Annotated in this window: 16 protein-coding genes; 9 read left to right on the top strand and 7 right to left on the bottom strand. The window is 70.9% G+C overall.

Features of this window, described 5'->3' with window-relative positions; translation table 11 throughout:
* Positions 1 to 22 precede the first annotated feature (22 nt).
* The 3 genes from ACWDZ7_RS12265 to ACWDZ7_RS12275 all read left to right on the top strand — a co-directional run bounded on the left by ACWDZ7_RS12265 (position 23) and on the right by ACWDZ7_RS12275 (position 3,879).
* Complete coding sequence (locus ACWDZ7_RS12265) at positions 23 to 886, top strand: carbohydrate ABC transporter permease (protein ID WP_451796784.1); 864 nt, start codon at positions 23 to 25, stop codon at positions 884 to 886.
* Positions 887 to 995: 109 nt separating this feature from the next.
* Positions 996 to 2,633, top strand: a complete 1,638-nt coding sequence (locus ACWDZ7_RS12270; protein WP_451796603.1) for an extracellular solute-binding protein — start codon at positions 996 to 998, stop codon at positions 2,631 to 2,633.
* A 187-nt stretch (positions 2,634 to 2,820) separates the two neighbouring features.
* Positions 2,821 to 3,879, top strand: coding sequence for a LacI family DNA-binding transcriptional regulator (locus tag ACWDZ7_RS12275; RefSeq protein ID WP_451796604.1), 1,059 nt, complete (start codon positions 2,821 to 2,823; stop codon positions 3,877 to 3,879).
* Positions 3,880 to 4,249: 370 nt separating this feature from the next.
* Here ACWDZ7_RS12275 and ACWDZ7_RS12280 read toward each other — a convergent pair whose 3' ends face one another.
* Entirely contained in the window at positions 4,250 to 5,053 is an 804-nt protein-coding gene (locus tag ACWDZ7_RS12280; protein WP_451796605.1) for an alpha/beta fold hydrolase, read from the bottom strand.
* A complete protein-coding gene (locus tag ACWDZ7_RS12285; protein ID WP_451796606.1) occupies positions 5,050 to 5,817 on the bottom strand; it encodes a DUF998 domain-containing protein in 768 nt (255 codons plus the stop codon). The genes ACWDZ7_RS12280 and ACWDZ7_RS12285 overlap by 4 nt, the downstream gene beginning before the upstream one ends.
* A 70-nt stretch (positions 5,818 to 5,887) precedes the next feature.
* Here ACWDZ7_RS12285 and ACWDZ7_RS12290 point away from each other — a divergent pair, with 70 nt between their 5' ends.
* From ACWDZ7_RS12290 to ACWDZ7_RS12300, 3 genes are all read left to right on the top strand, one after another.
* Positions 5,888 to 6,385, top strand: coding sequence for a hypothetical protein (locus tag ACWDZ7_RS12290; RefSeq protein WP_451796607.1), 498 nt, complete (start codon positions 5,888 to 5,890; stop codon positions 6,383 to 6,385).
* Between the two features lie 235 nt (positions 6,386 to 6,620).
* Entirely contained in the window at positions 6,621 to 8,375 is a 1,755-nt protein-coding gene (locus tag ACWDZ7_RS12295; protein WP_451796785.1) for a multicopper oxidase family protein, read from the top strand.
* A gap of 148 nt (positions 8,376 to 8,523) precedes the next feature.
* A complete protein-coding gene (locus tag ACWDZ7_RS12300) occupies positions 8,524 to 10,299 on the top strand; it encodes an NAD+ synthase (protein ID WP_451796608.1) in 1,776 nt (591 codons plus the stop codon).
* A gap of 77 nt (positions 10,300 to 10,376) precedes the next feature.
* Here ACWDZ7_RS12300 and ACWDZ7_RS12305 read toward each other — a convergent pair whose 3' ends face one another.
* The 5 genes from ACWDZ7_RS12305 to ACWDZ7_RS12325 all read right to left on the bottom strand — a co-directional run bounded on the left by ACWDZ7_RS12305 (position 10,377) and on the right by ACWDZ7_RS12325 (position 15,941).
* Positions 10,377 to 11,594, bottom strand: coding sequence for an MFS transporter (locus ACWDZ7_RS12305; RefSeq protein WP_451796609.1), 1,218 nt, complete (start codon positions 11,592 to 11,594; stop codon positions 10,377 to 10,379).
* Between the two features lie 133 nt (positions 11,595 to 11,727).
* The gene (locus ACWDZ7_RS12310) at positions 11,728 to 12,756 is read right to left on the bottom strand and encodes an endonuclease/exonuclease/phosphatase family protein (protein ID WP_451796610.1); all 1,029 of its coding nucleotides are present in this window, start codon (positions 12,754 to 12,756) and stop codon (positions 11,728 to 11,730) included.
* 238 nt (positions 12,757 to 12,994) lie between these two features.
* Positions 12,995 to 13,564 (bottom strand): DinB family protein, encoded by a 570-nt coding sequence (locus ACWDZ7_RS12315; protein WP_451796611.1) that lies wholly within the window; start codon positions 13,562 to 13,564, stop codon positions 12,995 to 12,997.
* 71 nt (positions 13,565 to 13,635) lie between these two features.
* Complete coding sequence (locus ACWDZ7_RS12320) at positions 13,636 to 14,271, bottom strand: TetR/AcrR family transcriptional regulator (protein WP_451796786.1); 636 nt, start codon at positions 14,269 to 14,271, stop codon at positions 13,636 to 13,638.
* Positions 14,272 to 14,342: 71 nt separating this feature from the next.
* The gene (locus ACWDZ7_RS12325) at positions 14,343 to 15,941 is read right to left on the bottom strand and encodes an MFS transporter (protein WP_451796612.1); all 1,599 of its coding nucleotides are present in this window, start codon (positions 15,939 to 15,941) and stop codon (positions 14,343 to 14,345) included.
* 217 nt (positions 15,942 to 16,158) lie between these two features.
* Between ACWDZ7_RS12325 and panB the strand changes: the two genes are divergently transcribed.
* From panB to ACWDZ7_RS12340, 3 genes are all read left to right on the top strand, one after another.
* Positions 16,159 to 17,040, top strand: coding sequence for a 3-methyl-2-oxobutanoate hydroxymethyltransferase (gene panB / locus ACWDZ7_RS12330; RefSeq protein ID WP_451796613.1), 882 nt, complete (start codon positions 16,159 to 16,161; stop codon positions 17,038 to 17,040).
* A 340-nt stretch (positions 17,041 to 17,380) separates the two neighbouring features.
* A complete protein-coding gene (locus ACWDZ7_RS12335; RefSeq protein WP_451796614.1) occupies positions 17,381 to 18,400 on the top strand; it encodes an ATP-binding cassette domain-containing protein in 1,020 nt (339 codons plus the stop codon).
* The gene (locus ACWDZ7_RS12340; RefSeq protein WP_451796615.1) at positions 18,397 to 19,227 is read left to right on the top strand and encodes an ABC transporter permease; all 831 of its coding nucleotides are present in this window, start codon (positions 18,397 to 18,399) and stop codon (positions 19,225 to 19,227) included. The genes ACWDZ7_RS12335 and ACWDZ7_RS12340 overlap by 4 nt, the downstream gene beginning before the upstream one ends.
* The last annotated feature ends 2 nt before the right edge of the window (positions 19,228 to 19,229 follow it).

Consider the following 19,229-nt stretch of genomic DNA (forward strand, 5'->3'; position numbering starts at 1 on the left):
CCACGTCACCAGGCCCGCCTGGATGGAGAAGCCACGGTTCGCGACCAAGGCCGCCAAGGGGGTGGCGGTCGTCGTGGTCCTCGCGCTCGTCCTGATCCCCTTCCTCGTCATCGTCTCGACCTCGCTCGCCTCCAACCGCGAGGTCGTGGACAACGGCGGCTGGGTGCTGTGGCCGAGCGACCCGACGCTGCGCGCCTACCGGACCATCCTCAGCGGCGGAATCGTCACCAAGGCGCTCGGCGTGAGCGTCGGCCTCACGGTCCTCGGCACCCTCTTCTCACTCGCGTGCACCACCTTCCTCGCGTACGCCCTGGCCCGCCCCGGTGTCTTCGGCGGCAAGCCCGTACTCCTGCTGATCCTCTTCACGTTCCTCTTCCCACCCGGCATGATCCCCGCGTTCCTGCTGGTCAAGGGCATGGGGATGATGGATACGTATGCCGCGCTCATCGCCCCCGTCCTCATCAACGTCTTCAATCTGATCGTGCTGCGCGGCTTCTTCCAGGGCATACCCGAGGAGCTGTACGAGGCGGCCCGGCTCGACGGCGCGGGCGACTGGCACATCCTGTGGCGGATCGTGCTCCCGCTGTCGAAGGCGGCTCTCGCCGTGGTCTCCCTCTTCTACGCCGTGAGCTACTGGAACGCCTGGTTCCATGCCTCGATCTACATGGAGTCGGACCACTGGCCGCTCTCCCAGGTCCTGCGTACGTACGTCATCGGCGGCTCCCAGATCGCCGACACGGGCCTGAGCGAGGCCGGCATGGTCTCCGCCCCGCAGACGACGCAGATGGCCGTCCTGGTGATCGCCACTGTGCCGATCCTGCTCGTCTATCCCTTCCTTCAGAAGTACTTCACCAAGAGCGTGCTCACCGGCGCCATCAAGAGCTGACCTCACTGAGCTACGTGAGCTACGTGAGCTACGTGAGCCAGCCGAGCTTTCCCCACCTCGTCGTAACAATCGTCGTACAGAAGGGCTCATTCACGTGTCCGGTTCCTCGATGTCGCGGCGTACGCTGCTCCGCTCCATAGCCGTCGGCGGCGCCGCCCTGGCCGCCCCGTCCGTCCTCACCGCCTGCTCGACCGACTCCGGCGGCGGTGGCAACGTGTCCAACGCGGGCAAGAAGGCGGCGCCCTGGCCGACGTACACCCCCGCCAAGGGTCCCGCCCCCGACCTGGCACCGACCACCGAGGGCGTGCAGGCCGGCTACACGAAGTACCCCGAGAAGCTCGTCCGGGCGACGGCCGAGAAGCCGGGCGACGGCAAGCAGAAGATCAAGGTCATGACCATCACCTACGGCACCCCGCCGAAGCCGGTCGGCCAGAACGAGTACTGGCAGGCGGTGAACGAGGCCCTGGGCGTGGAGATCGAGTTCAGTGTCGTGCCCGACGCGGACTTCCGCGCCAAGATGTCCACGCTGATGTCGGGCGACGACCTGCCCGACATGATCAACTTCGGTGGCGGGTACGTCCTGCCGCGCGAGTCGCAGTTCGTGAAGTCCCGGTGCGCCGACCTGAGCGAGCACCTGTCGGGCGACGCGGTCAAGGACTACCCCAACCTCGCCAACATCCCTACGTACGCCTGGGAAGGCATGGGCCGCATCGCCGGACGCGTCTACGGTCTGCCCGTCGAACGCGCCAAGGTGCAGGGCGCGATGTTCATCAACCGCGAAGCCTTCGACAAGGCCGGTTACCGGCCCGGCATGTCCGCCCCCGACTTCCGGGCGATGGCCGAGGAGGCCTCACAGGGCAGGAGATCCGCCCTCGGCGCCTCCACGGTGGGCTACTTCGGCTACCTCTACCACGCCATGTGGCACGGCGCCCCCAACCAGTGGCAGATCAAGGGCGGCAAGGTCACCGACATGTACGGCACCGACGCGTTCAAGGCCGCGCTGGAGTACATGGCCAAGCTGCGCCAGGACGGCTCGTACAACCCCGACGCCACCTCGCTCTCCCAGGTGGACCTGAAGACGCAGTTCTACAACGGAACCGTCCGCTCGATGACGGACGGCTGGGGCGCCGCCATCTCCAACGCCCAGGGCATCAAGGGCGCGTTCACCCTCGACGTCGCCGAGCCCTACGCGGTCGACGGCGTCACCCCCGTCTACCAGCAGAACCGCGGCTGCTTCGGCTACACCGTCATCAAGAAGGCCTCCAAGGACCGAGTCAAGCTCATGCTTCGCGTACTGAACTGGCTCGCCTCGCCGTTCGGTTCGAAGGAGTACGAGCTGATGCACTACGGCGTCGAGGGCACCCACTTCAAGTACGACAAGGCGGGCGACCCGGTCGCCACGGAGCTGGGCCTCGTCGACTCGCGGACCAACCTGCCCTTCCCCTACCTCATGGACGCGCCGCAGCCGCTGTACTACGCCGGCTTCCCCGACCTCACCGAGCGGCTGCACGCCTGGCAGAAGAAGGTCGTGCCGATGCTGGTGCCCGACGACCACTGGGGCCTGATGTCGAACACGTACAACCGGCAGAGCGCCACGATGGACCAGATCATCACGGACGGCGTCACGGCGGTCGTCGCAGGCCGCAAGAGGCTCTCCGACTGGGACGGCGTCTACAAGAAGTGGCGGTCCCAGGGCGGGGAGCGGTCGGCCGAGGAGTTCCTGGAGGAGTACGAGGCGGCGCGCTGAGGCGGCGGTCAGGAATTGGGGGTCGGGGTCGGGGGTCGGGGTCGGGGGTCGGGCGCGGGATGATGGTCCGGGGTGGTGGTTGTCGTGACGGGGGGCAACTCCGCTCGGGCTCGGCGCTGTTGGCGTCCGGCGGGATACCAGGTGGGCGCCAGTGGCGTTCTGTTGGGTGCTATGCGAGGGAGAGACAGTGGGTGAGCGGGTCACCATCCGCGATGTGGCCGCGCGCGCGGGGGTGTCGGTGGCGACCGTCTCGCGGGTCCTGGCGGGCAACTACCCGACGTCCACGGCGTCGCGCGCCAAGGTGCTGCGCGCCGTCAAGGACCTGGATTACGTCGCCAACGCGCACGCGCGCGCGTTGGCGGGCGCCGGACGCAAGACGATCGCGGTGCTCATGTACGACGTGGTGGGCGCGTTCTACGCGCAGGTCGCGCAGGGCGTGGAGATGGAGGCCGCCCAGCACGGCCGCCTCACGCTCGTCTCGTCCACGGGCAGCGACCCCGCGCGCGAGCTGGCCCTGGTCCAGATGATGCGGGAGCAGGCCGCCGAGGCCGTGATGCTGGTGGGCGGCGTCACGCAGGACGACGAGTACCGGCAGCGGATGGCCCGCTACGCGGAGGTCCTCGCGGCGGCGGGCTCCCGGCTCGTCCTGTGCGGCCGGCCGGCGCCGGCGCCCGACGTGCCCGCGCTGGTCGTCGAGTACGACAACGAAGCGGGCGCCCACGCCGTCACCAGCCACCTCCTGGGCGCCGGACACCGGCGGATCGCGCTGCTCGGCTACCAGCCGGGGAACACGACCGGCGAGGACCGCCTGGCCGGCTACCTCCGTGCGCTCGCCGACCACGGGGTGCCGCGCGACGACGCCATCCTCCACGGGGTCGGCTTCGGGCAGAACCACGGCTACCGGGCGATGCGGGACCTGCTGGACGCGGCGGACGGCCGCCCGGAGTTCACGGCGGTCTTCGCGGGGGACGACCGGGCGGCGGCGGCGGCGATCATCGCGTTGCGGGAGTACGGGTTGCGGGTCCCGGAGGACATGTCGGTCGTCGGCTACAACGACGATCCCGTGGCCGCGGACATCACTCCCGGTCTGACGACCGTGCGCATCCCCGCCGAGGAAATGGGCCGCACGGCGGTCCGCCGCGCCTTGGCCGGCGGGCCGCGCACGGGCCAGGAACGTCACCTTTTGGGGACGCACATCGTGATCCGCGACAGCGTACGGGGTGTGCGGGGCGGCCCTGTTGGGTGAGGGGGCATGTCCCTGCGGGGCGGGGGCTGAGCCTATGCGGGTCGGCGGGGCCGGGGCCTACGCCTGTGGGCGGGACCGGGGATGAGCTACGCCGGCTGGCAGGCTGCGGTCATGCCGGTCCGTCCAAGCCCGCCGCTTCGCGCGGATCCGTCCCACCCACTCACCCGTTTACCCACCCGTTTACCCGGCACCGAGCAGGCACCGTAGGACGGCAGGCGGCTGCCCCTACGGTCCCCGCCCGATGCGGGGCAAACGGGCGGGTGAGTGGGTGACATCCGCCGCGAAGCGGCGGGAACGAGGCCCCACTCGGCGCACGGCAAGGGGGCGGCCGGTGACCAGGAGAGGCTCACCCCGGGCTACGCCGGGCCGCTCACCCGCCCCCGAGCCCCGCGAGAACCGCCCCCGCCACATCCCCCGGCCGATCCCGCATCGGCAAGTGCCCCGAAGGCCGCGTCACGCGAAACCCCCCGCCAAGGCCGGAGGCCAGCCCCCGCTGACGAGCGAGCCATTTCCTCGAACCCCCCGCGTAAGCGGCAAGCACAGTCACAGGTGCCCCGCAAGGCAGAGGAAGGGCCCGCCGCAGCCCCGCCAGCTCCACCGCGAGGTCGCCATACGTCGCGTACTCCATGAGCGCCGCCCGCCACACCCTCCCGGCCCCGTACACCCCGGCCCACGGAGTCGGCGCCACCCGCCGCCGCAGCGCGGGCCCCACCGCCCGCGGCACCCCCACCGCGCACAGAAACGCCCCGCACGCGCGCGTGCCCGCCACCCGCGCCCCGCGAGACACCCGCACCCGGGGCCGCTCCTCGACGCTGGAGTCGACGAGGACGAGCCCCGCAGTGCGCTCGGGATACAGCCGCGCGAACGCCTCCACATGGAACCCGGCAAGCGAGTGCCCGACCACCGTGACCTTCTGCCCGCCGAAACCGACCCCGTCCAGCACCCGCAGAATCCGTTCCGCCTCACTGCGCAACGTGGGCGCCACGCGCGCGTGCCCGCTGAGTCCGAGCCCGGGGCGGTCGAAGCGGACGACGGTCCGGTGCGGCGCGAGCAGCGGCACCACCGGGTCCCAGTCGAACCAGCCGAGCCCGAGCCCGGCGCTGAGCACGCAGACCGGCCCGCTCCCGGTCACCTCGACGTGGTGCGGCACTCCTCCGATGCGTACGAAGGTCATCCGCGCCGCACAGCCGACGACGCGGCGGCGGCCACCAGGGACCACGCGAGGACCACGATCCAGACCGCGATGAACAGCACCTGCAGCCGCTGCCCGACCCCGAGCCCCCACGTCCCGCGCCCCGCCTCCAACGCGGCGACGGACGCCAGCGTCCACCCGGAGGCGGCCAGTTCGAGGACGACGAGGGCCGGGCCGGTGCGCGCGACGGCGGGCCACGCGCCGACACCGCGCCGCGCCGCGACGGTGAGCAGCACCATGCCGAGCAGCGCCCCGCCGACCGCAAGACCGCTGCTTACGGCGTGCGCGGAGTGCGTCCAGGGGACGGCGCCCGCCGCCTCCCGCGCGGCGCACCCGGCGTCGGCGGTCGGCGCGCAGCTCAGCGGCAGCCGCGAGTCGGCAGCTGTGGCCGCCCCGAACAGGGCGATCCCGGCCCAGCCCGCCACGGCCGGGCCTCGACGCGGCAGCCACACCAGCGCGCCCACCGCGCCCGCGAGGACGAGGAGCCCCGCCAGCAGGTCCGCCGTACGGAAGAACGTCCCGTACGGCTGATCATGGGCGGCGAGTTCACTGACGTACGTCTGGAGGGGTGAGAGGCCGGTCGGCAGGAACGCCTCGATGGTCCAAGTGGTGTACAGAAGCGCGCCGAGCAGCAGCAGGACAGGGAGGACGGCGTGGGCGACGACGGGCCGCCGGCGACCGCTGCCGTGCGGGTGCGTCGACTGCAAGCCGCGCGGCTCGCCGAACGCCTCGTCCGTAGTCGTCATACGTTCATGATCACCGCAGCGGTGGCAGCCCGCATGTCGTCGGATACCCGGCGGGGGTAGGGTTTGGCTCATGGTGAGGACGAGCGGCCGCAAGGGCTACGGGCAGTGGCTGCTGCTCGCCGCGCTGCTCTTCGGAATCGTCACCATGCATACGTTGGGGCATCCCTCGGACGGCCACGGAGCCGGACCTTCCGCGTCCGCCGAACAGGCGGCCATCGGGCACGGCGCCCATGCCGAGCAAGGCGCGCATTCCAGGCAAGGCACGTATGCCGGGCCCGCGTCGGAGTCCACGTCGGAGCCGCGCGGCACGACGGGCATGACTGGCATGACTGGCATGACTGGCATGACCAGCATGACTGCCATGACCGGCATGGGGATGGATCCGCTGTCCGTGTGCCTGGCGGTTCTGGGAGCCTTCACGCTCGCACTGCTGGTGCGGGCGGGGCTGTTGAGACCGGGCGGGACACTCGCCCGCGCCCCCGCGACCGGGCACCTTCCGGACGCCCCGCGGCCCGAAGCGCCGCCGCCCCGCGTTCTGCTCGCCCGTCTGTCGGTGCTGCGCATTTAGACCGCGCTCCGGCTGCTTCGCGCTGCCCGGAGGACTCGTGTTGTTCCGGTGGGAACCCACGGGCGTCGAGCGGTGTACCAGAAGCAGCGGACGCGCCCAATTCGCACGCACCACCACGACGAGGTGTCACCCAACCATGCGCCACGAGACCCCACGCACCACTCCCACGACCCCATTCACCCTTCCGACTTCACCCGCCCTTCCAGCTTCACCCGCCCTTTCGACTTCACCCACCCTGTCGAACCCACTCGCCTATTCGACCCCCCACTCCCCTTCGCGCCGCGCCCTGCTCGGCGCCGCCGCTGCTGTCGCCGGAACCGGAATACTGACGGCCTGTTCCGGTTCGGGTTCCGGTTCGGGTTCGGGCGGGCACGGCGGCAGCCATGGCCAGGGCGGCGACGCGTCCGGCTCCGGGGGATACGTGGACCCGGCCGGCCCGGAGGTCGCCGCCGCCGAGAAGAAGAGGGACCGCGGCGGCCGGGTCCGTGAAGTGAAGCTGATGGCCATGGAGACCAAGCTCGACCTGGGCGGCCCCACGGTCAGGACGTGGGCGTATGAGGAAGGGCTCCCCGGCAAGGAGGTCCGCGTCACCGCGGGCGACACCCTCGCCCTGACCCTCGCCAACCACCTCCCCCAAGCCACGTCCCTCCACTGGCACGGCATCGCCTTGCGCAACGACATGGACGGCGTCCCCGGCCTCACCCAGCAGGACATCAAACCGGGGGCGGCCTTCACCTACCGCTTCGCGGTGCCGGACCCCGGGACGTACTGGTTCCATCCGCACTCCGGCACCCAGCAGGACCGCGGGTTGTACGCGCCCTTGATCGTCGAGGACCCGAAGGAGCCGCTGAAGTACGACAAGGAGTGGGTGATCGTCCTCGACGACTGGGTCGACGGGGTGGACGGCTCGACCCCGGACGGCGTGCTCGCGGAGCTGAGCAAGGGCATGGCCGACCACGACATGGGCGGGGCGGGAGCCGGGGACCCGGACGAGGGCGGCGGCTCGGGCGGCATGGACCACGGCGGCCACGACATGTCCAACATGTCGCACGCGGCGGCGCGGACCGCACCCTCCTCGAATGCGAAGTCAAGGCCGAAGCCGGAGCCGGAGCCGGAGCCGGAGCCGAAGCGGACCGGACCCGGACCCGGACCCGGACCCTCCCGGATGATGATGGGCGCCAAGAGCGACCTGCTGGGGGGCGACGCGGGCGACGTCGCGTACCCGCACTATCTGATCAACGGCCGTACGGCGAAGTCGCCCTCCCAGTTCCGGGCCCGCCCCGGAGACCGCATCCGGCTGCGCATCATCAACGCCGGCGGGGACACGGCCTTCCGCGTCGCGCTCGGCGGCCATGAGATGACGGTGACGCACACGGACGGCTTCCCCGTGGAGCACGCGAAGACGGACGCGCTGCTGCTCGGCATGGGCGAGCGGTACGACGTCCTGGTCACCGCCAAGGACGGCGCCTTCCCGCTGACCGCGGTGGCCGAGGGCAAGAAGGCGGCGGCGCTCGCGGTACTGCGCACGGGCGGCGGGGCCGCGCCGTCCGCGTCGGCCCGCCCCAAGGAGCTGGAGGGCCGCCTCCTGACGGCGGACAAGCTGAGGTCGCACGAGTCCGTCGCCCTGCCCTCCCGCAAGCCGGACCGCACGATCAGGCTCCAGCTGACGGGCGGCATGGCCAAGTACGACTGGGCCTTCGACAAGAAGCCCTACTCCCCCGGCCGACGCCATCCGTTGCGCGCGGGCGAGCGGGTCCGCCTGGTCTTCGCCAACTCCACCTCGATGTGGCACCCCGTGCATCTCCACGGCCACACCTTCGCCCTGTCGAACGTGGCGAACGGTCCCCGCAAGGACACCGCGATCATCCTGCCGAACGGCACCCTGACGGTGGACTTCGAGGCGGACAACCCGGGCCTGTGGATGGTCCACTGCCACAACGTCTACCACTCGGAGGCCGGAATGATGACGGTGCTCGGCTACCGCGCCTGACGGCAGCGGCCGCCAGGGCGGAGTCCCGAACCGCCCCTCCCTGACCGCCGCCCTCCCGACCGCCGCCCCTCCCGGACCGCCGCCACCCGGGAGGGGCGTCACCCGGGGCCGCCGGGCATCGCGTCGCTCTGACGATTACACTGGGCGCGTGCCTCAACTACGTCTCGCCCTGAACCAGATCGACTCGACCGTCGGCGATCTCGCCGGGAACGCCGAGGCGATTGTCCACTGGACCCGGCACTCCGCCGAACAGGGAGCGCATCTCGTCGCGTTCCCCGAGATGGTGCTGACCGGGTACCCCGTCGAGGATCTCGCCCTGCGGGCGTCCTTCGTCCAGGCCTCGCGGGACGCGCTGCACGCGCTCGCCGCCCGGCTGAGCGACGAGGGCTTCGGCGAGCTGCCGGTCGTCGTCGGGTATCTCGACCGCACCGAGGAGGCCAAGCCCCGGTTCGGCCAGCCCGCGGGAGCGCCGCGCAACGCGGGCGCCGTGCTGCACAGGGGCGAGGTCGCGCTGACCTTCTCCAAGCACCACCTGCCCAACTACGGCGTCTTCGACGAGTTCCGTTACTTCGTGCCGGGTGAGACGTTGCCGGTCGTGCGCGTGCACGGTGTCGACGTCGCGCTGGCCATCTGCGAGGACCTCTGGCAGGACGGCGGCCGCGTCCCGGCCACCCGCAGCGCGGGGGCGGGGCTGCTGCTCTCCATCAACGCGTCGCCGTACGAGCAGAAGAAGGACGACCAGCGGCTCGAACTGGTCCGCAAGCGCGCCCAGGAGGCCGGCTGCACCACCGCGTACCTCGCGATGATCGGCGGGCAGGACGAGCTGGTCTTCGACGGTGACTCGATCGTCGCCGACCGGGACGGCGAAGTCATCGCGCGTGCCCCGCAGTTCGCGGAGGGCTGCGTGGTCCTGGACCTCGAACTGCCCGCCGCCGCTCCCGTGCCGCCGTCGGGCGTCGTGGACGACGGGCTGCGCATCGAGCACGTCACGCTCTCCGAGGAGCCCGTTCCCGCGTACGAGGCGGAGCTGACGGGCGGGTACGCGGAGCGGCTCGACGACGACGAGGAGGTGTACTCGGCGCTGGTCGTGGGGCTGCGGGCGTACGCCGCGAAGAACGGTTTCAGCAGCGTTCTGATCGGGCTCTCGGGCGGCATCGACTCGGCGCTGGTCGCGGCCATCGCCTGCGACGCGCTGGGCGCGGGGAACGTGTACGGGGTCGCCATGCCGTCCCGTTACTCGTCCGAGCACTCCATCGGCGACGCGGAGGAGCTGGCGCGGCGCACCGGGCTCAACTTCCGCACCGTGTCGATCGCCCCGATGTTCGACGCGTACATGGGCTCGCTCGGTCTCACCGGGCTCGCCGAGGAGAACCTCCAGTCGCGGCTGCGCGGCACGATGCTGATGGCGATCTCCAACCAGGAGGGGCACATCGTGCTGGCGCCGGGCAACAAGTCCGAGCTGGCGGTGGGGTATTCCACGCTGTACGGCGACTCCGTGGGCGCGTACGGCCCCATCAAGGACGTCTACAAGACGTCGATCTTCCGGCTCGCGCGGTGGCGCAACCGTGCGGCGCAGGAGCGCGGGCAGACGCCGCCGATCCCGGAGAACTCCATCAGCAAGCCGCCGAGCGCGGAGCTCCGCCCCGGCCAGGTCGACACGGACTCGCTCCCCGACTACCCGGTCCTCGACGGGATCCTGGAGCTCTACGTCGACCGGGACCAGGGTGCCGAGGCGATCGTGGCCGCGGGCTTCGACCGGGCTCTGGTGACGAAGACGCTGCGGATGGTGGACACGGCGGAGTACAAGCGGCGGCAGTATCCGCCGGGTACGAAGATCTCCGCCAAGGGCTTCGGCAAGGACCGCCGTCTGCCCATCACCAACCGCTGGCGGGAGTCCGCCGCCGGCGAGCCCGCCGCCGGCTGACGTGAGCCCGGACCGTTCTCCGGCGCCGAAGGCGCCCGCCCGGCGAGGGGCAGTGGCCCCACCGCCGGAGGCCCCTCTCAGTGGTGGGAGGGTTCCCGGTGGCCCGCGGTGCCCGAGGCGACCAGGCGTTCGGCGCCGGGCGCCGGCGTACCGCGGCGGTCGACCGCGTAGGCCGCCCCGGCCACCGCGAGGCCGAGCACCGCGAGAACCGCGCCCGTCAGCGCCGGAGACGTCACCCCGAAGCCCGCCGCCAGGGCGAGGCCACCGATCCAGGCACCGCCCGCGTTGGCGAGGTTGAACGCCGCCTGGTTGGCGGAGGAGGCCAGGGACGGAGCCGCCGACGCCTTCTCCATGACCATCAGCTGCAGCGGCGATCCCGTGGTGAACGCCGCCATGCCGAGCAGCGTGACCGCGAGCGCCGCGCTCCAGCCGGTGCTCATGAGGAGCGGGAAGAGCGCGAGGACGGCGGCCAGCGCGGTGAGCCCGCCGAAGAGCGTGCCCCGCAGGGAGTGGTCGGCGAGGCGGCCGCCGAGGAGGTTGCCCGCCGTGGCGCCCACACCGAACAGCGCCAGGAGCAACGTCACGCTGGATTCGGCGTAGCCCGCCGCGTCCGTCAGCATCGGCGTGATGTAGCTGTACGCCGAGAAGAGCGCTCCGAAGCCCGCGACGGTCGTACCGAGCGCGAGCCAGACAGGAACGCTGCCGAGCGCCCGCAGCTCGCCGCGCAGGCCGACCGCGTCGCCGTGGCCGTGGTCGGCGGGGACGAGGAGGGCGAGCGCGGCGATGGCGAAGAGGCCGATCGCGCTGACCGCGAGGAATGTGGCGCGCCAGCCGAGCTGCTGCCCCATCGCCGTGGCCACCGGCACGCCCACGATGTTGGCGACGGTCAGGCCGAGGAACATCAGGGAGACGGAGCGGGCCTTGCGCTCGGGGGCGACGAGCCCGGTGGCGACGACCGCGCCGACGCCGAAGAAGGCGCCGTGCGGCAGACCGCTGAGGAAGCGGGCGGCCAGCAGCGAGGTGTTGTCGGGGGCGACCGCCGACAGCGCGTTGCCGACGACGAAGAGCACCATCAGGCCGATCAGGACGCGGCGGCGCGGCAGCTTCGCGGTGACGGCGGCGAGCAGCGGGGCGCCGATGACGACGCCGAGCGCGTACGCGGAGACGAGGTGTCCGGCGGTGGGGATGGATATGTGCAGGTCGTCGGCGACGTTGGGCAGCAGGCCCATCATCACGAACTCGGTCGTGCCGATGCCGAAGGCGCCCACGGCGAGGGCGAGCAGGGCCAGGGGCATGAAGAAGTACCTTCCACGGAAGCGGGGGACGGGCCGGCGCCGGGTGTGGCCGGCGGCGGGCCGGGAGGGTGAGCGGGAATCCGAAAGTTTACGTACGGAACAAAGTCGCGCGTACCCAGTATTCCGTGAGGTCCTACGACGTCAGGTCGACCCGAGCCGCGATCGGCAGATGGTCGCTGTTCGTCTCCGGGAGCGTCCAGGAGGAGACCGGCTCGACGCCCTTGACCATGATCTGGTCGATCCGCGCCATCGGGAACGACGCGGGCCAGCTGAAGCCGAAGCCGTTGCCCGCCGCGCCCTGCGTGGACCGCATCTGGGAGGTGACCGCGTTCAGGGCGCGGTCGTTCATCGTGCCGTTGAGGTCGCCGAGCAGGACGACCTTGTCGAGCTGCTCGTCGGCGATGGCCTCGCCGAGCGCGTCGGCGCTGTTGTCACGCTGATTGGCGGTGAAGCCCGCGTCGAGCTTGACGCGCACCGACGGCAGGTGGGCGACGTAGACGGCGACCTCGCCCTTCGGCGTGTCGACCGTCGTACGCATCGCGCGGGTCCAGCCCAGCTTGATGTCGACGGGCCTGGTGTCGGCGAGCGGGTACTTGCTCCACAGACCGACGGTGCCCTCCACCGAGTGGTACTTGTACAGGCCCGACAGCGCCTTCTCGTACGTGGGGACGGCGTCCGCGGTGAGTTCCTCGAGGGCGATCACGTCGGCGCCGGACGCGGCGACGTCCTGGGCGGTGCCGGTCGGGTCGGAGTTCTCCGCGTTGACGTTGTGCGTGGCCACGGTGAGGTCGCCGCCGGTGCCCGACTTGTCGCTGATCAGGCCACCGAACGAGTTGAGCCAGACGATCACCGGAAGGAGCAGGGCGATCAGCGCGGTGGCGGACTTGCGCACCACGGCGATGACGAGCAGCACCGGGACGAGGACGCCGAGCCACGGCAGGAACGTCTCGGTCAGACTGCCGAGGTTCCCGATGTCGTTGGGGATCTGCGCGTGGAAGAGCATCACCAGCGCGATGAGGACCGCCGCGCCCGCCGTGACCAGCCCGCGCTTCCAGATGCCCGGGTCGCCGCGCCAGCCGTCGAGCAGGCGCCGGAACCGGGACCCGGGACGCTCGGGCCCCGAGCCGCCGCTGCCCGTCTCCGTCATATACGCCTGCGCCATACCGTCGTCGCCTCACTGCCTGCTGCCGTGCACACCGTTGGTCCGCCCCTGGAAACACTAGGGGATGAACGGTGTCCTCCCTGCCGTCCACGACGGCCGTACAGGCACCAGGACGATCGGGGCGGCGCGGCAGGTTCCTGAACAGGCCGTCATGGCGTGCGCTGTGACGAAACGCGCATACTCACGGCGCGGCGTCCGCGCCGCGCATACCCCGTACCCCGTACCCCGCGTCGCCGCGCTAGCCCATGCTCTTGGCGCCGTCCAGGGACTCGCGGACGATGTCGGCGTGGCCCGCGTGCTGAGCGGTCTCGGTGACGATGTGCAGCAGCACCCGGCGGGCCGACCAGCGCCCGCCCGGCTCGGACCACGGGGCCTCGGGCAGCGGCCACGTACTTCCCAGGTCGGGCAGCGTGGCCACCAGGTCGTCGGTGCGGCGGGCCGCTTCCGCGTACTCGGCCAGCACACCGGCCAGCGTCTCACCGGGCAGCAACCGGAACTCGTCCTGCCGACGGGCCCGGTCCGCGTCGGTCATCGCCATGAAGTCCGGCATCGCCGACGGCCCGCGCAGGATGAAATCCGCCCAGACCCGCTCGACCGCGGTGACGTGCTTGATGAGACCGCCCAGGCACAACTCGCCCGCGGTGGTCCGCAGGCGGGCCTGTTCGTCGGTGAGGTCACGCGTGGTGAGGCGCAGGAAGTGCCGCCGCTCGGCCAGCGCCTCAAGCCACTCGGCACGCTCACCGGTCACGGTCGTATCCGTCACGGTCGTATCCGTCACGGTCGTATCCGTCACGGTCGTATCCGTCATGGTCTCCGCCTTTGCGTGCTGTCGCGTGCTCTTCCGTCGGTCAGGAGCACGCACGCTAGAGGCCATATAGGTCAGATCCTGTCCGCGGGCCGCAGCCCTTCGAGCACGGTGTCGACGATCCGCTCGGGCAGGTCGTCGCCGAGCGGGGCGTCGGGCCGCATGACCGTGCGCAGCAGCATCGGGCCGACGAGGAGGTCGTTCGCCATCTCGATGTCGACGTCCGCGCGCAGCTCACCGCCCGCGACGCCCCGCCGCAGCACGTCGTAGGTGAGGCGGCGACGGGGGTCGACGACCGTGGCGTGGTAGGCCTCCCACAGCTTGGGCAGCGCCTTCATCTGCGCGAAGACGTTGTGCAGCATCGCCGAGGAGCGCATGTTCAGGCCGCGCCGCCGCAGCCCCTCCAGGAGGCAGACGAGGTCGTCGCGCATCGAGGTGCCGGGCAGCTCCGGGTCGGGCTCCTCGAAGACACGCAGGACATCGACGAAGAGGGCTTCCTTGCCGTCCCAGCGCCGGTAGATGGTGGCCTTGCCGACGCCGGCGGTCCGGGCGATCCGCTCGATGGAGAGTTCGGTGAGGGGCACGCCGTCCTCCAGGAGCCGCACCACGCCCTCGATGATGGCCTGCTCCACGGCCTCGCTGCGGGGGCGGCCCCGGCCGCCCTTGGCGAGCGGCACCCCGTTCGCGGCGTGCGCGTCCCCCTTGGCGATGTGGACCACGTCATCTCCGTTCCGTCTGTCTCCGCGCCGGCCGGCGGACCGGCTGCCGGGCCGATTCTCCCTCAGCGCCCGGCGGCGCCCACCGGCTCGGCCTCCTTCTCCTCAGGGCCGGTCTCCGGCGGCGTACGTCCCGGCAGGAACAGGAAGACGACCACCGAGCCGATCACGGCGACGCCCGCGCCCCACAGGGCCGTGACGTGCATGGCGTGCAGGAACGAGTCGTTGGCGGCGGCCACCAGGGGCTCGCCGCGGGGTCCGAGCTTCGCGGCGACGCCGAGGGTGGCCTCGATGGACTCGCCCGCGGTGTGCCGGGCGCTCTCGGGGAGCAGGGTCAGCTTGTCCTCGACGCCCGTGCGGTACGCGGTGGACAGCACCGAGCCGAGGACGGCGATGCCGAGCGCGCCGCCGACCTGCCGGAAGGTGTTGCTCAGCGCGGAGGCGGAACCGGCCTTCTCGCGCGGCAGGGCCTGCATGATCACGACGCTGGTGGGCGTCATGATGTGCGCCATGCCGGTGCCCATCAGGAAGAAGATGACCTCCAGGATCCAGATCGGCGTATCTGCGTCGAGGGTCGTGAAGGACGCCAGCGTCGCCATCACCAGGAGCAGGCCGCCGGTGCACACGGCCCGTACGCCGAAACGGTCGACGACCAGGCGGGCGCGCGGCGCGAAGATGAGCTGGGCCGCGGCCAGCGGCAGCATCAGCAGCCCGGTCTGAAGCGGCGAGTAGCCCCGCACGCTCTGGGTGTAGAAGACCGAGAAGAAGGTCACGCCCATCAGCGCGAAGAAGACGAGCGCGATGGCGCTGATCGCCGCCGAGAAGACCCGGTTCTTGAAGTACGAGATGTCGACGGACGGGTGGTCGCAGCGCTTCTCGTACAGCACGAAGGCGACGAGGACGGCGAGGCCCGCGAGGACGGTGATAAGGACGGCCGGGTCGGTGAAGTCGGCGAGCTGGCCGCCCTTGATGATGCCGTAGACGAGCAGGACGAGGCCGACGACGGAGAGCGCGACGCCGACGAGGTCGATGCGCCCGGGCCTGGGATCGCGCGAGTCGGGCACGAGCCAGACCATCAGGGCGACCGCGATGATCACGATCGGTACGTTGATGAGGAAGACCGAGCCCCACCAGAAGTGGTCGAGCAGCACGCCGCCGGTGATCGGGCCGATCGCGATGGCGAGGCCGACACCGCCCGCCCAGATTCCGATGGCCTTGGGCTGCTCGTCGCGTTCGAAGACGTTCATCAGGACGGCGAGCGTGGCCGGCATGACGAAGGCCGCGCCGAGGCCCATCAGCGCGCGGAACGAGATGAGCTCGACGGGTGAGCCGGACTGCGCGGCGAACGCCGAGCCGATACCGAAGACGACGAGCCCCGCGAGCAGGACCTTCTTGCGGCCGAGCCGGTCGCCGAGCAGGCCCGCGGTGAAGAGCAGCCCCGCGAAGACGAGCGTATAGGCGTTGATCGCCCACTCCAGCTCGCCCTGGGTCGCGCCGATGCCGGTCGGTTCCGGGGTGGAGATCGTCTTGATGGCGACGTTCAGGATGGAGTTGTCGAGTACGACGATCAGCAGGCTCAGCATCAGCACGCCGAGGATCGCCCAGCGGCGCCGGTGCACGGCTTCCGGGATGCGGGGAGGGGTGGGTATGGCGGGAGTTGACATGTGATCCAGCGTAAGCCCATTTCGATACGAGACCGTCTCGTATTGTAATTTCTTTACCCGACTGCCCGACCGCCCGACCGCTCGACCGATGGGCGGCTGGGCGGCTGGGCGGCTCGTCCTGGAGGGCCACTAGCCTCCGGGCGGTACCTGGTGCCACCATGGGAGTGATCCGGGGACGCCGTCAGGGCGCCTCGAGATGACAGAAGGAGCCGTTGCGATGACGCAGCTTTCGGCTGCCCGGAAGAGCGCCGACGCCCAGCGAAGCCCCGACAGCAGCAAGGCGCTGTACGGCGGCAAGGGCACACGGCGCATCACTGTGCGCGACATCACCGCCGCCAAGGAGCGCGGCGAGAAATGGCCGATGCTCACCGCCTACGACGCGATGACCGCGTCCGTCTTCGACGAGGCGGGCATTCCCGTCATGCTCGTCGGCGACTCGGCGGGCAACTGCCACCTCGGGTACGAGACGACCGTGCCCGTCACCCTCGACGAGATGACCATGCTGTCGGCGGCGGTCGTACGGGGCACGAGCCGTGCGCTGATCGTCGGCGACCTGCCGTTCGGCTCGTACCAGGAAGGCGCCGTGCAGGCGCTGCGCTCGGCGACCCGCCTGGTGAAGGACGCGGGCGTCGGCGCGGTGAAGCTGGAGGGCGGCGAGCGTTCGCTGGCCCAGACCGAACTCCTGGTCCAGTCCGGCATCCCCGTCATGTCCCACCTCGGTCTGACCCCGCAGTCCGTGAACACGATGGGCTACCGCGTGCAGGGCCGCGGCGAGGAGGCGGCCCAGCGGCTGCTGAACGACGCCAAGGCCGCGCAGGACGCCGGCGCCTTCGCCGTCGTCCTCGAACTGGTCCCCGCGGACCTGGCCGCCGAGGTCACCCGCTCCCTCCACATCCCGACCGTCGGCATCGGCGCGGGCGCCGAGTGCGACGCGCAGGTCCTGGTCTGGACGGACATGCTGGGCCTCACCGGCGGCAAGATGCCGCGCTTCGTCAAGCAGTACGCGGACCTGCGGGGCGTCATGGCCAACGCGGCGAAGGCGTTCGCGGATGATGTGGTGGGCGGGGGGTTCCCGGCAAAGGAGCATGCGGTCCGGTAGCCGGCGTTTGCCGGCGGCGCTGGGGCGGTGACGTCGCCTTGGCCTGACGGCGCTTGAGCGGTGACGTCGCTTTGCCGGGGCGGTATATGGACCAACGCGGCACCATGGCAGCCCGTCGATCTTCCCCCGTCGGCGGGCTGCCCTTTCTCGCCCCTGGGCGGTCCGGGCGGGCCTTTCGGCTGTCGGCCGGTTCGCCTGCCTGGCCCGCCGCTTCGCGGCGGATTCTCTCCCACCCACTCGCCCACCCGCCCGTTTACCCCGCATCCCGCCGGAGGTGGGATGTCAGGGCTGTCGGTGGGATGTCGGTGGTTTGTCGGTGGCGGATGGCACTGTCTACCTCATGACGCGAATCGACAAGAACCCCGGCGGCGCAGGGAGCGCGGTCACCGTAAGGGGACTGGTCAAGCACTACGGCGAGACCAAGGCACTGGACGGCGTGGACCTGGACGTACGCGAGGGCACCGTCCTCGGCGTGCTCGGACCCAACGGCGCCGGCAAGACCACCCTCGTACGCTGCCTGTCCACCCTGATCACCCCGGACGCGGGCACCGCCTTCGTCGCCGGTTACGACGTGGTCCGCCAGCCCCGCCAGCTCCGCCGGGTGATAGGCCTGACCGGCCAGTACGCCTCGGTGGACGAGAAGCTCTCGGGCCGCGAGAACCTGTACATGATCGGGCGCCTGCTCGACCTGTCCCGCAAGGAGGCCAGGTCCCGGGCCGACGGCCTGCTGGAGCGGTTCTCCCTCACGGAGGCCGCCAAGCGCCCCGCGAACACGTACTCCGGCGGTATGCGCCGCCGCCTCGACCTGGCCGCGTCGATGATCGGCAGCCCGGCCGTCCTCTATCTGGACGAGCCGACGACCGGCCTCGACCCCCGTACCCGCAACGAGGTGTGGGCCGAGGTGAAGCGCATGGTCGGCGACGGCGTCACCGTGCTGCTCACCACGCAGTACATGGAGGAGGCCGAGCAGCTGGCGTCCGAGCTGACGGTCATAGACCGCGGCAAGGTCATCGCCAGTGGCGGCATCGACGAGCTGAAGGCGAAGGTCGGCGGCCGCACGCTGCGGGTCCGCCCGGCCGACCCGCTGGAGCTGCGCCCGCTGGCGAACGCCCTGGACGACCTGGGTCTGACCGGCCTCGCCACGTCGACGGTGGACATCGAGTCCGGCACGGTCCTGGTGCCGATCCTCAGCGACGAGCAGCTGACGGCCGTGGTCGGCGCGGTCACCGCGCGCGGCATCACGATCGGCTCGATAGCCACCGAACTGCCCAGCCTGGACGAGGTGTTCCTCTCCATCACCGGCCAGAAGGCGAGCGCCCCGCAGGACGTCCGCCCCGAACTCGAGGAGGTTGCCGTATGAGCAGCACCACTCTCACGCCGCCCCTCGCCAAGGGGCGGGCGGACGACGCCCGCATCGGCCTGCGCGGCCACGTGCGTCACACCAGCGCGCTGGTCCGCCGCAATCTGCTGTGGATCCGCCAGGACCCGGAGTCGATGTTCGACGCGGTCCTGATGCCGATCGTCTTCACGCTCCTGTTCGTGTACGTCTTCGGCGGCTCGATCGGGCAGGCGCTCGGCGGCGGTCAGGACCAGTACGTGCAGTACGTGGTCCCGGGCATGATGGCGATGATGAGCATGAACATCGCCATGGCGGTCGGCACCGGCTTCAACCAGGACTTCCAGAACGGCATCATGGACCGCTTCCGGACCCTGCCGATCGGCCAGGGCTCGGTCCTCTTCGCCAAGATCGTGGTGGAGGTGATGCGGCTGCTCATCGCGACGACGATCATGATGATCGTCGGTGTCCTGGTGGGCTTCGACATCACGAACTGGGGCGGCCTGTTCGCCGCCGTGGGCCTCTCCGCGCTCTTCGGCACGTCCATCATGTGGATCTTCCTGGTCCTCGGTGTCTCGATGAAGAGCGCCCAGTCGGTGCAGGCCATGGGCTTCCTGGTCCTGATGCCGCTGCAGTTCGGTTCGTCGATCTTCGCGCCGACGCAGTCCATGCCGGGCTGGCTGCAGGGCTTCACCGACTACAACCCGCTCTCCTCGCTCGCGGACTCCGCGCGCGGCCTGATGGTCGGCGGTCCCGTCGCGCACGACGTGTGGGTGACGGTCGGCTGGTCGGTGGTGCTCACGCTGGTGATGGCGCCGATCGCGATCCACAAGTTCCGCACCAAGAGCTGACC

The sequence above is a fragment of the Streptomyces sp. NPDC003032 genome, assembly GCF_053591415.1.

Coding starts and splice junctions, on each gene's coding strand:
- ACWDZ7_RS12265 (WP_451796784.1), top strand. CDS start 23: ATGGAGAAGCCACGGTTCGCGACCAAGGCCGCCAAGGGGGTGGCGGTC.
- ACWDZ7_RS12270 (WP_451796603.1), top strand. CDS start 996: ATGTCGCGGCGTACGCTGCTCCGCTCCATAGCCGTCGGCGGCGCCGCC.
- ACWDZ7_RS12280 (WP_451796605.1), bottom strand. CDS start 5,053: ATGACCTTCGTACGCATCGGAGGAGTGCCGCACCACGTCGAGGTGACC.
- ACWDZ7_RS12285 (WP_451796606.1), bottom strand. CDS start 5,817: ATGACGACTACGGACGAGGCGTTCGGCGAGCCGCGCGGCTTGCAGTCG.
- ACWDZ7_RS12290 (WP_451796607.1), top strand. CDS start 5,888: ATGGTGAGGACGAGCGGCCGCAAGGGCTACGGGCAGTGGCTGCTGCTC.
- ACWDZ7_RS12305 (WP_451796609.1), bottom strand. CDS start 11,594: ATGCCCCTGGCCCTGCTCGCCCTCGCCGTGGGCGCCTTCGGCATCGGC.
- ACWDZ7_RS12310 (WP_451796610.1), bottom strand. CDS start 12,756: ATGGCGCAGGCGTATATGACGGAGACGGGCAGCGGCGGCTCGGGGCCC.
- ACWDZ7_RS12315 (WP_451796611.1), bottom strand. CDS start 13,564: ATGACGGATACGACCGTGACGGATACGACCGTGACGGATACGACCGTG.
- ACWDZ7_RS12325 (WP_451796612.1), bottom strand. CDS start 15,941: ATGTCAACTCCCGCCATACCCACCCCTCCCCGCATCCCGGAAGCCGTG.
- panB (WP_451796613.1), top strand. CDS start 16,159: ATGACGCAGCTTTCGGCTGCCCGGAAGAGCGCCGACGCCCAGCGAAGC.
- ACWDZ7_RS12335 (WP_451796614.1), top strand. CDS start 17,381: ATGACGCGAATCGACAAGAACCCCGGCGGCGCAGGGAGCGCGGTCACC.
- ACWDZ7_RS12340 (WP_451796615.1), top strand. CDS start 18,397: ATGAGCAGCACCACTCTCACGCCGCCCCTCGCCAAGGGGCGGGCGGAC.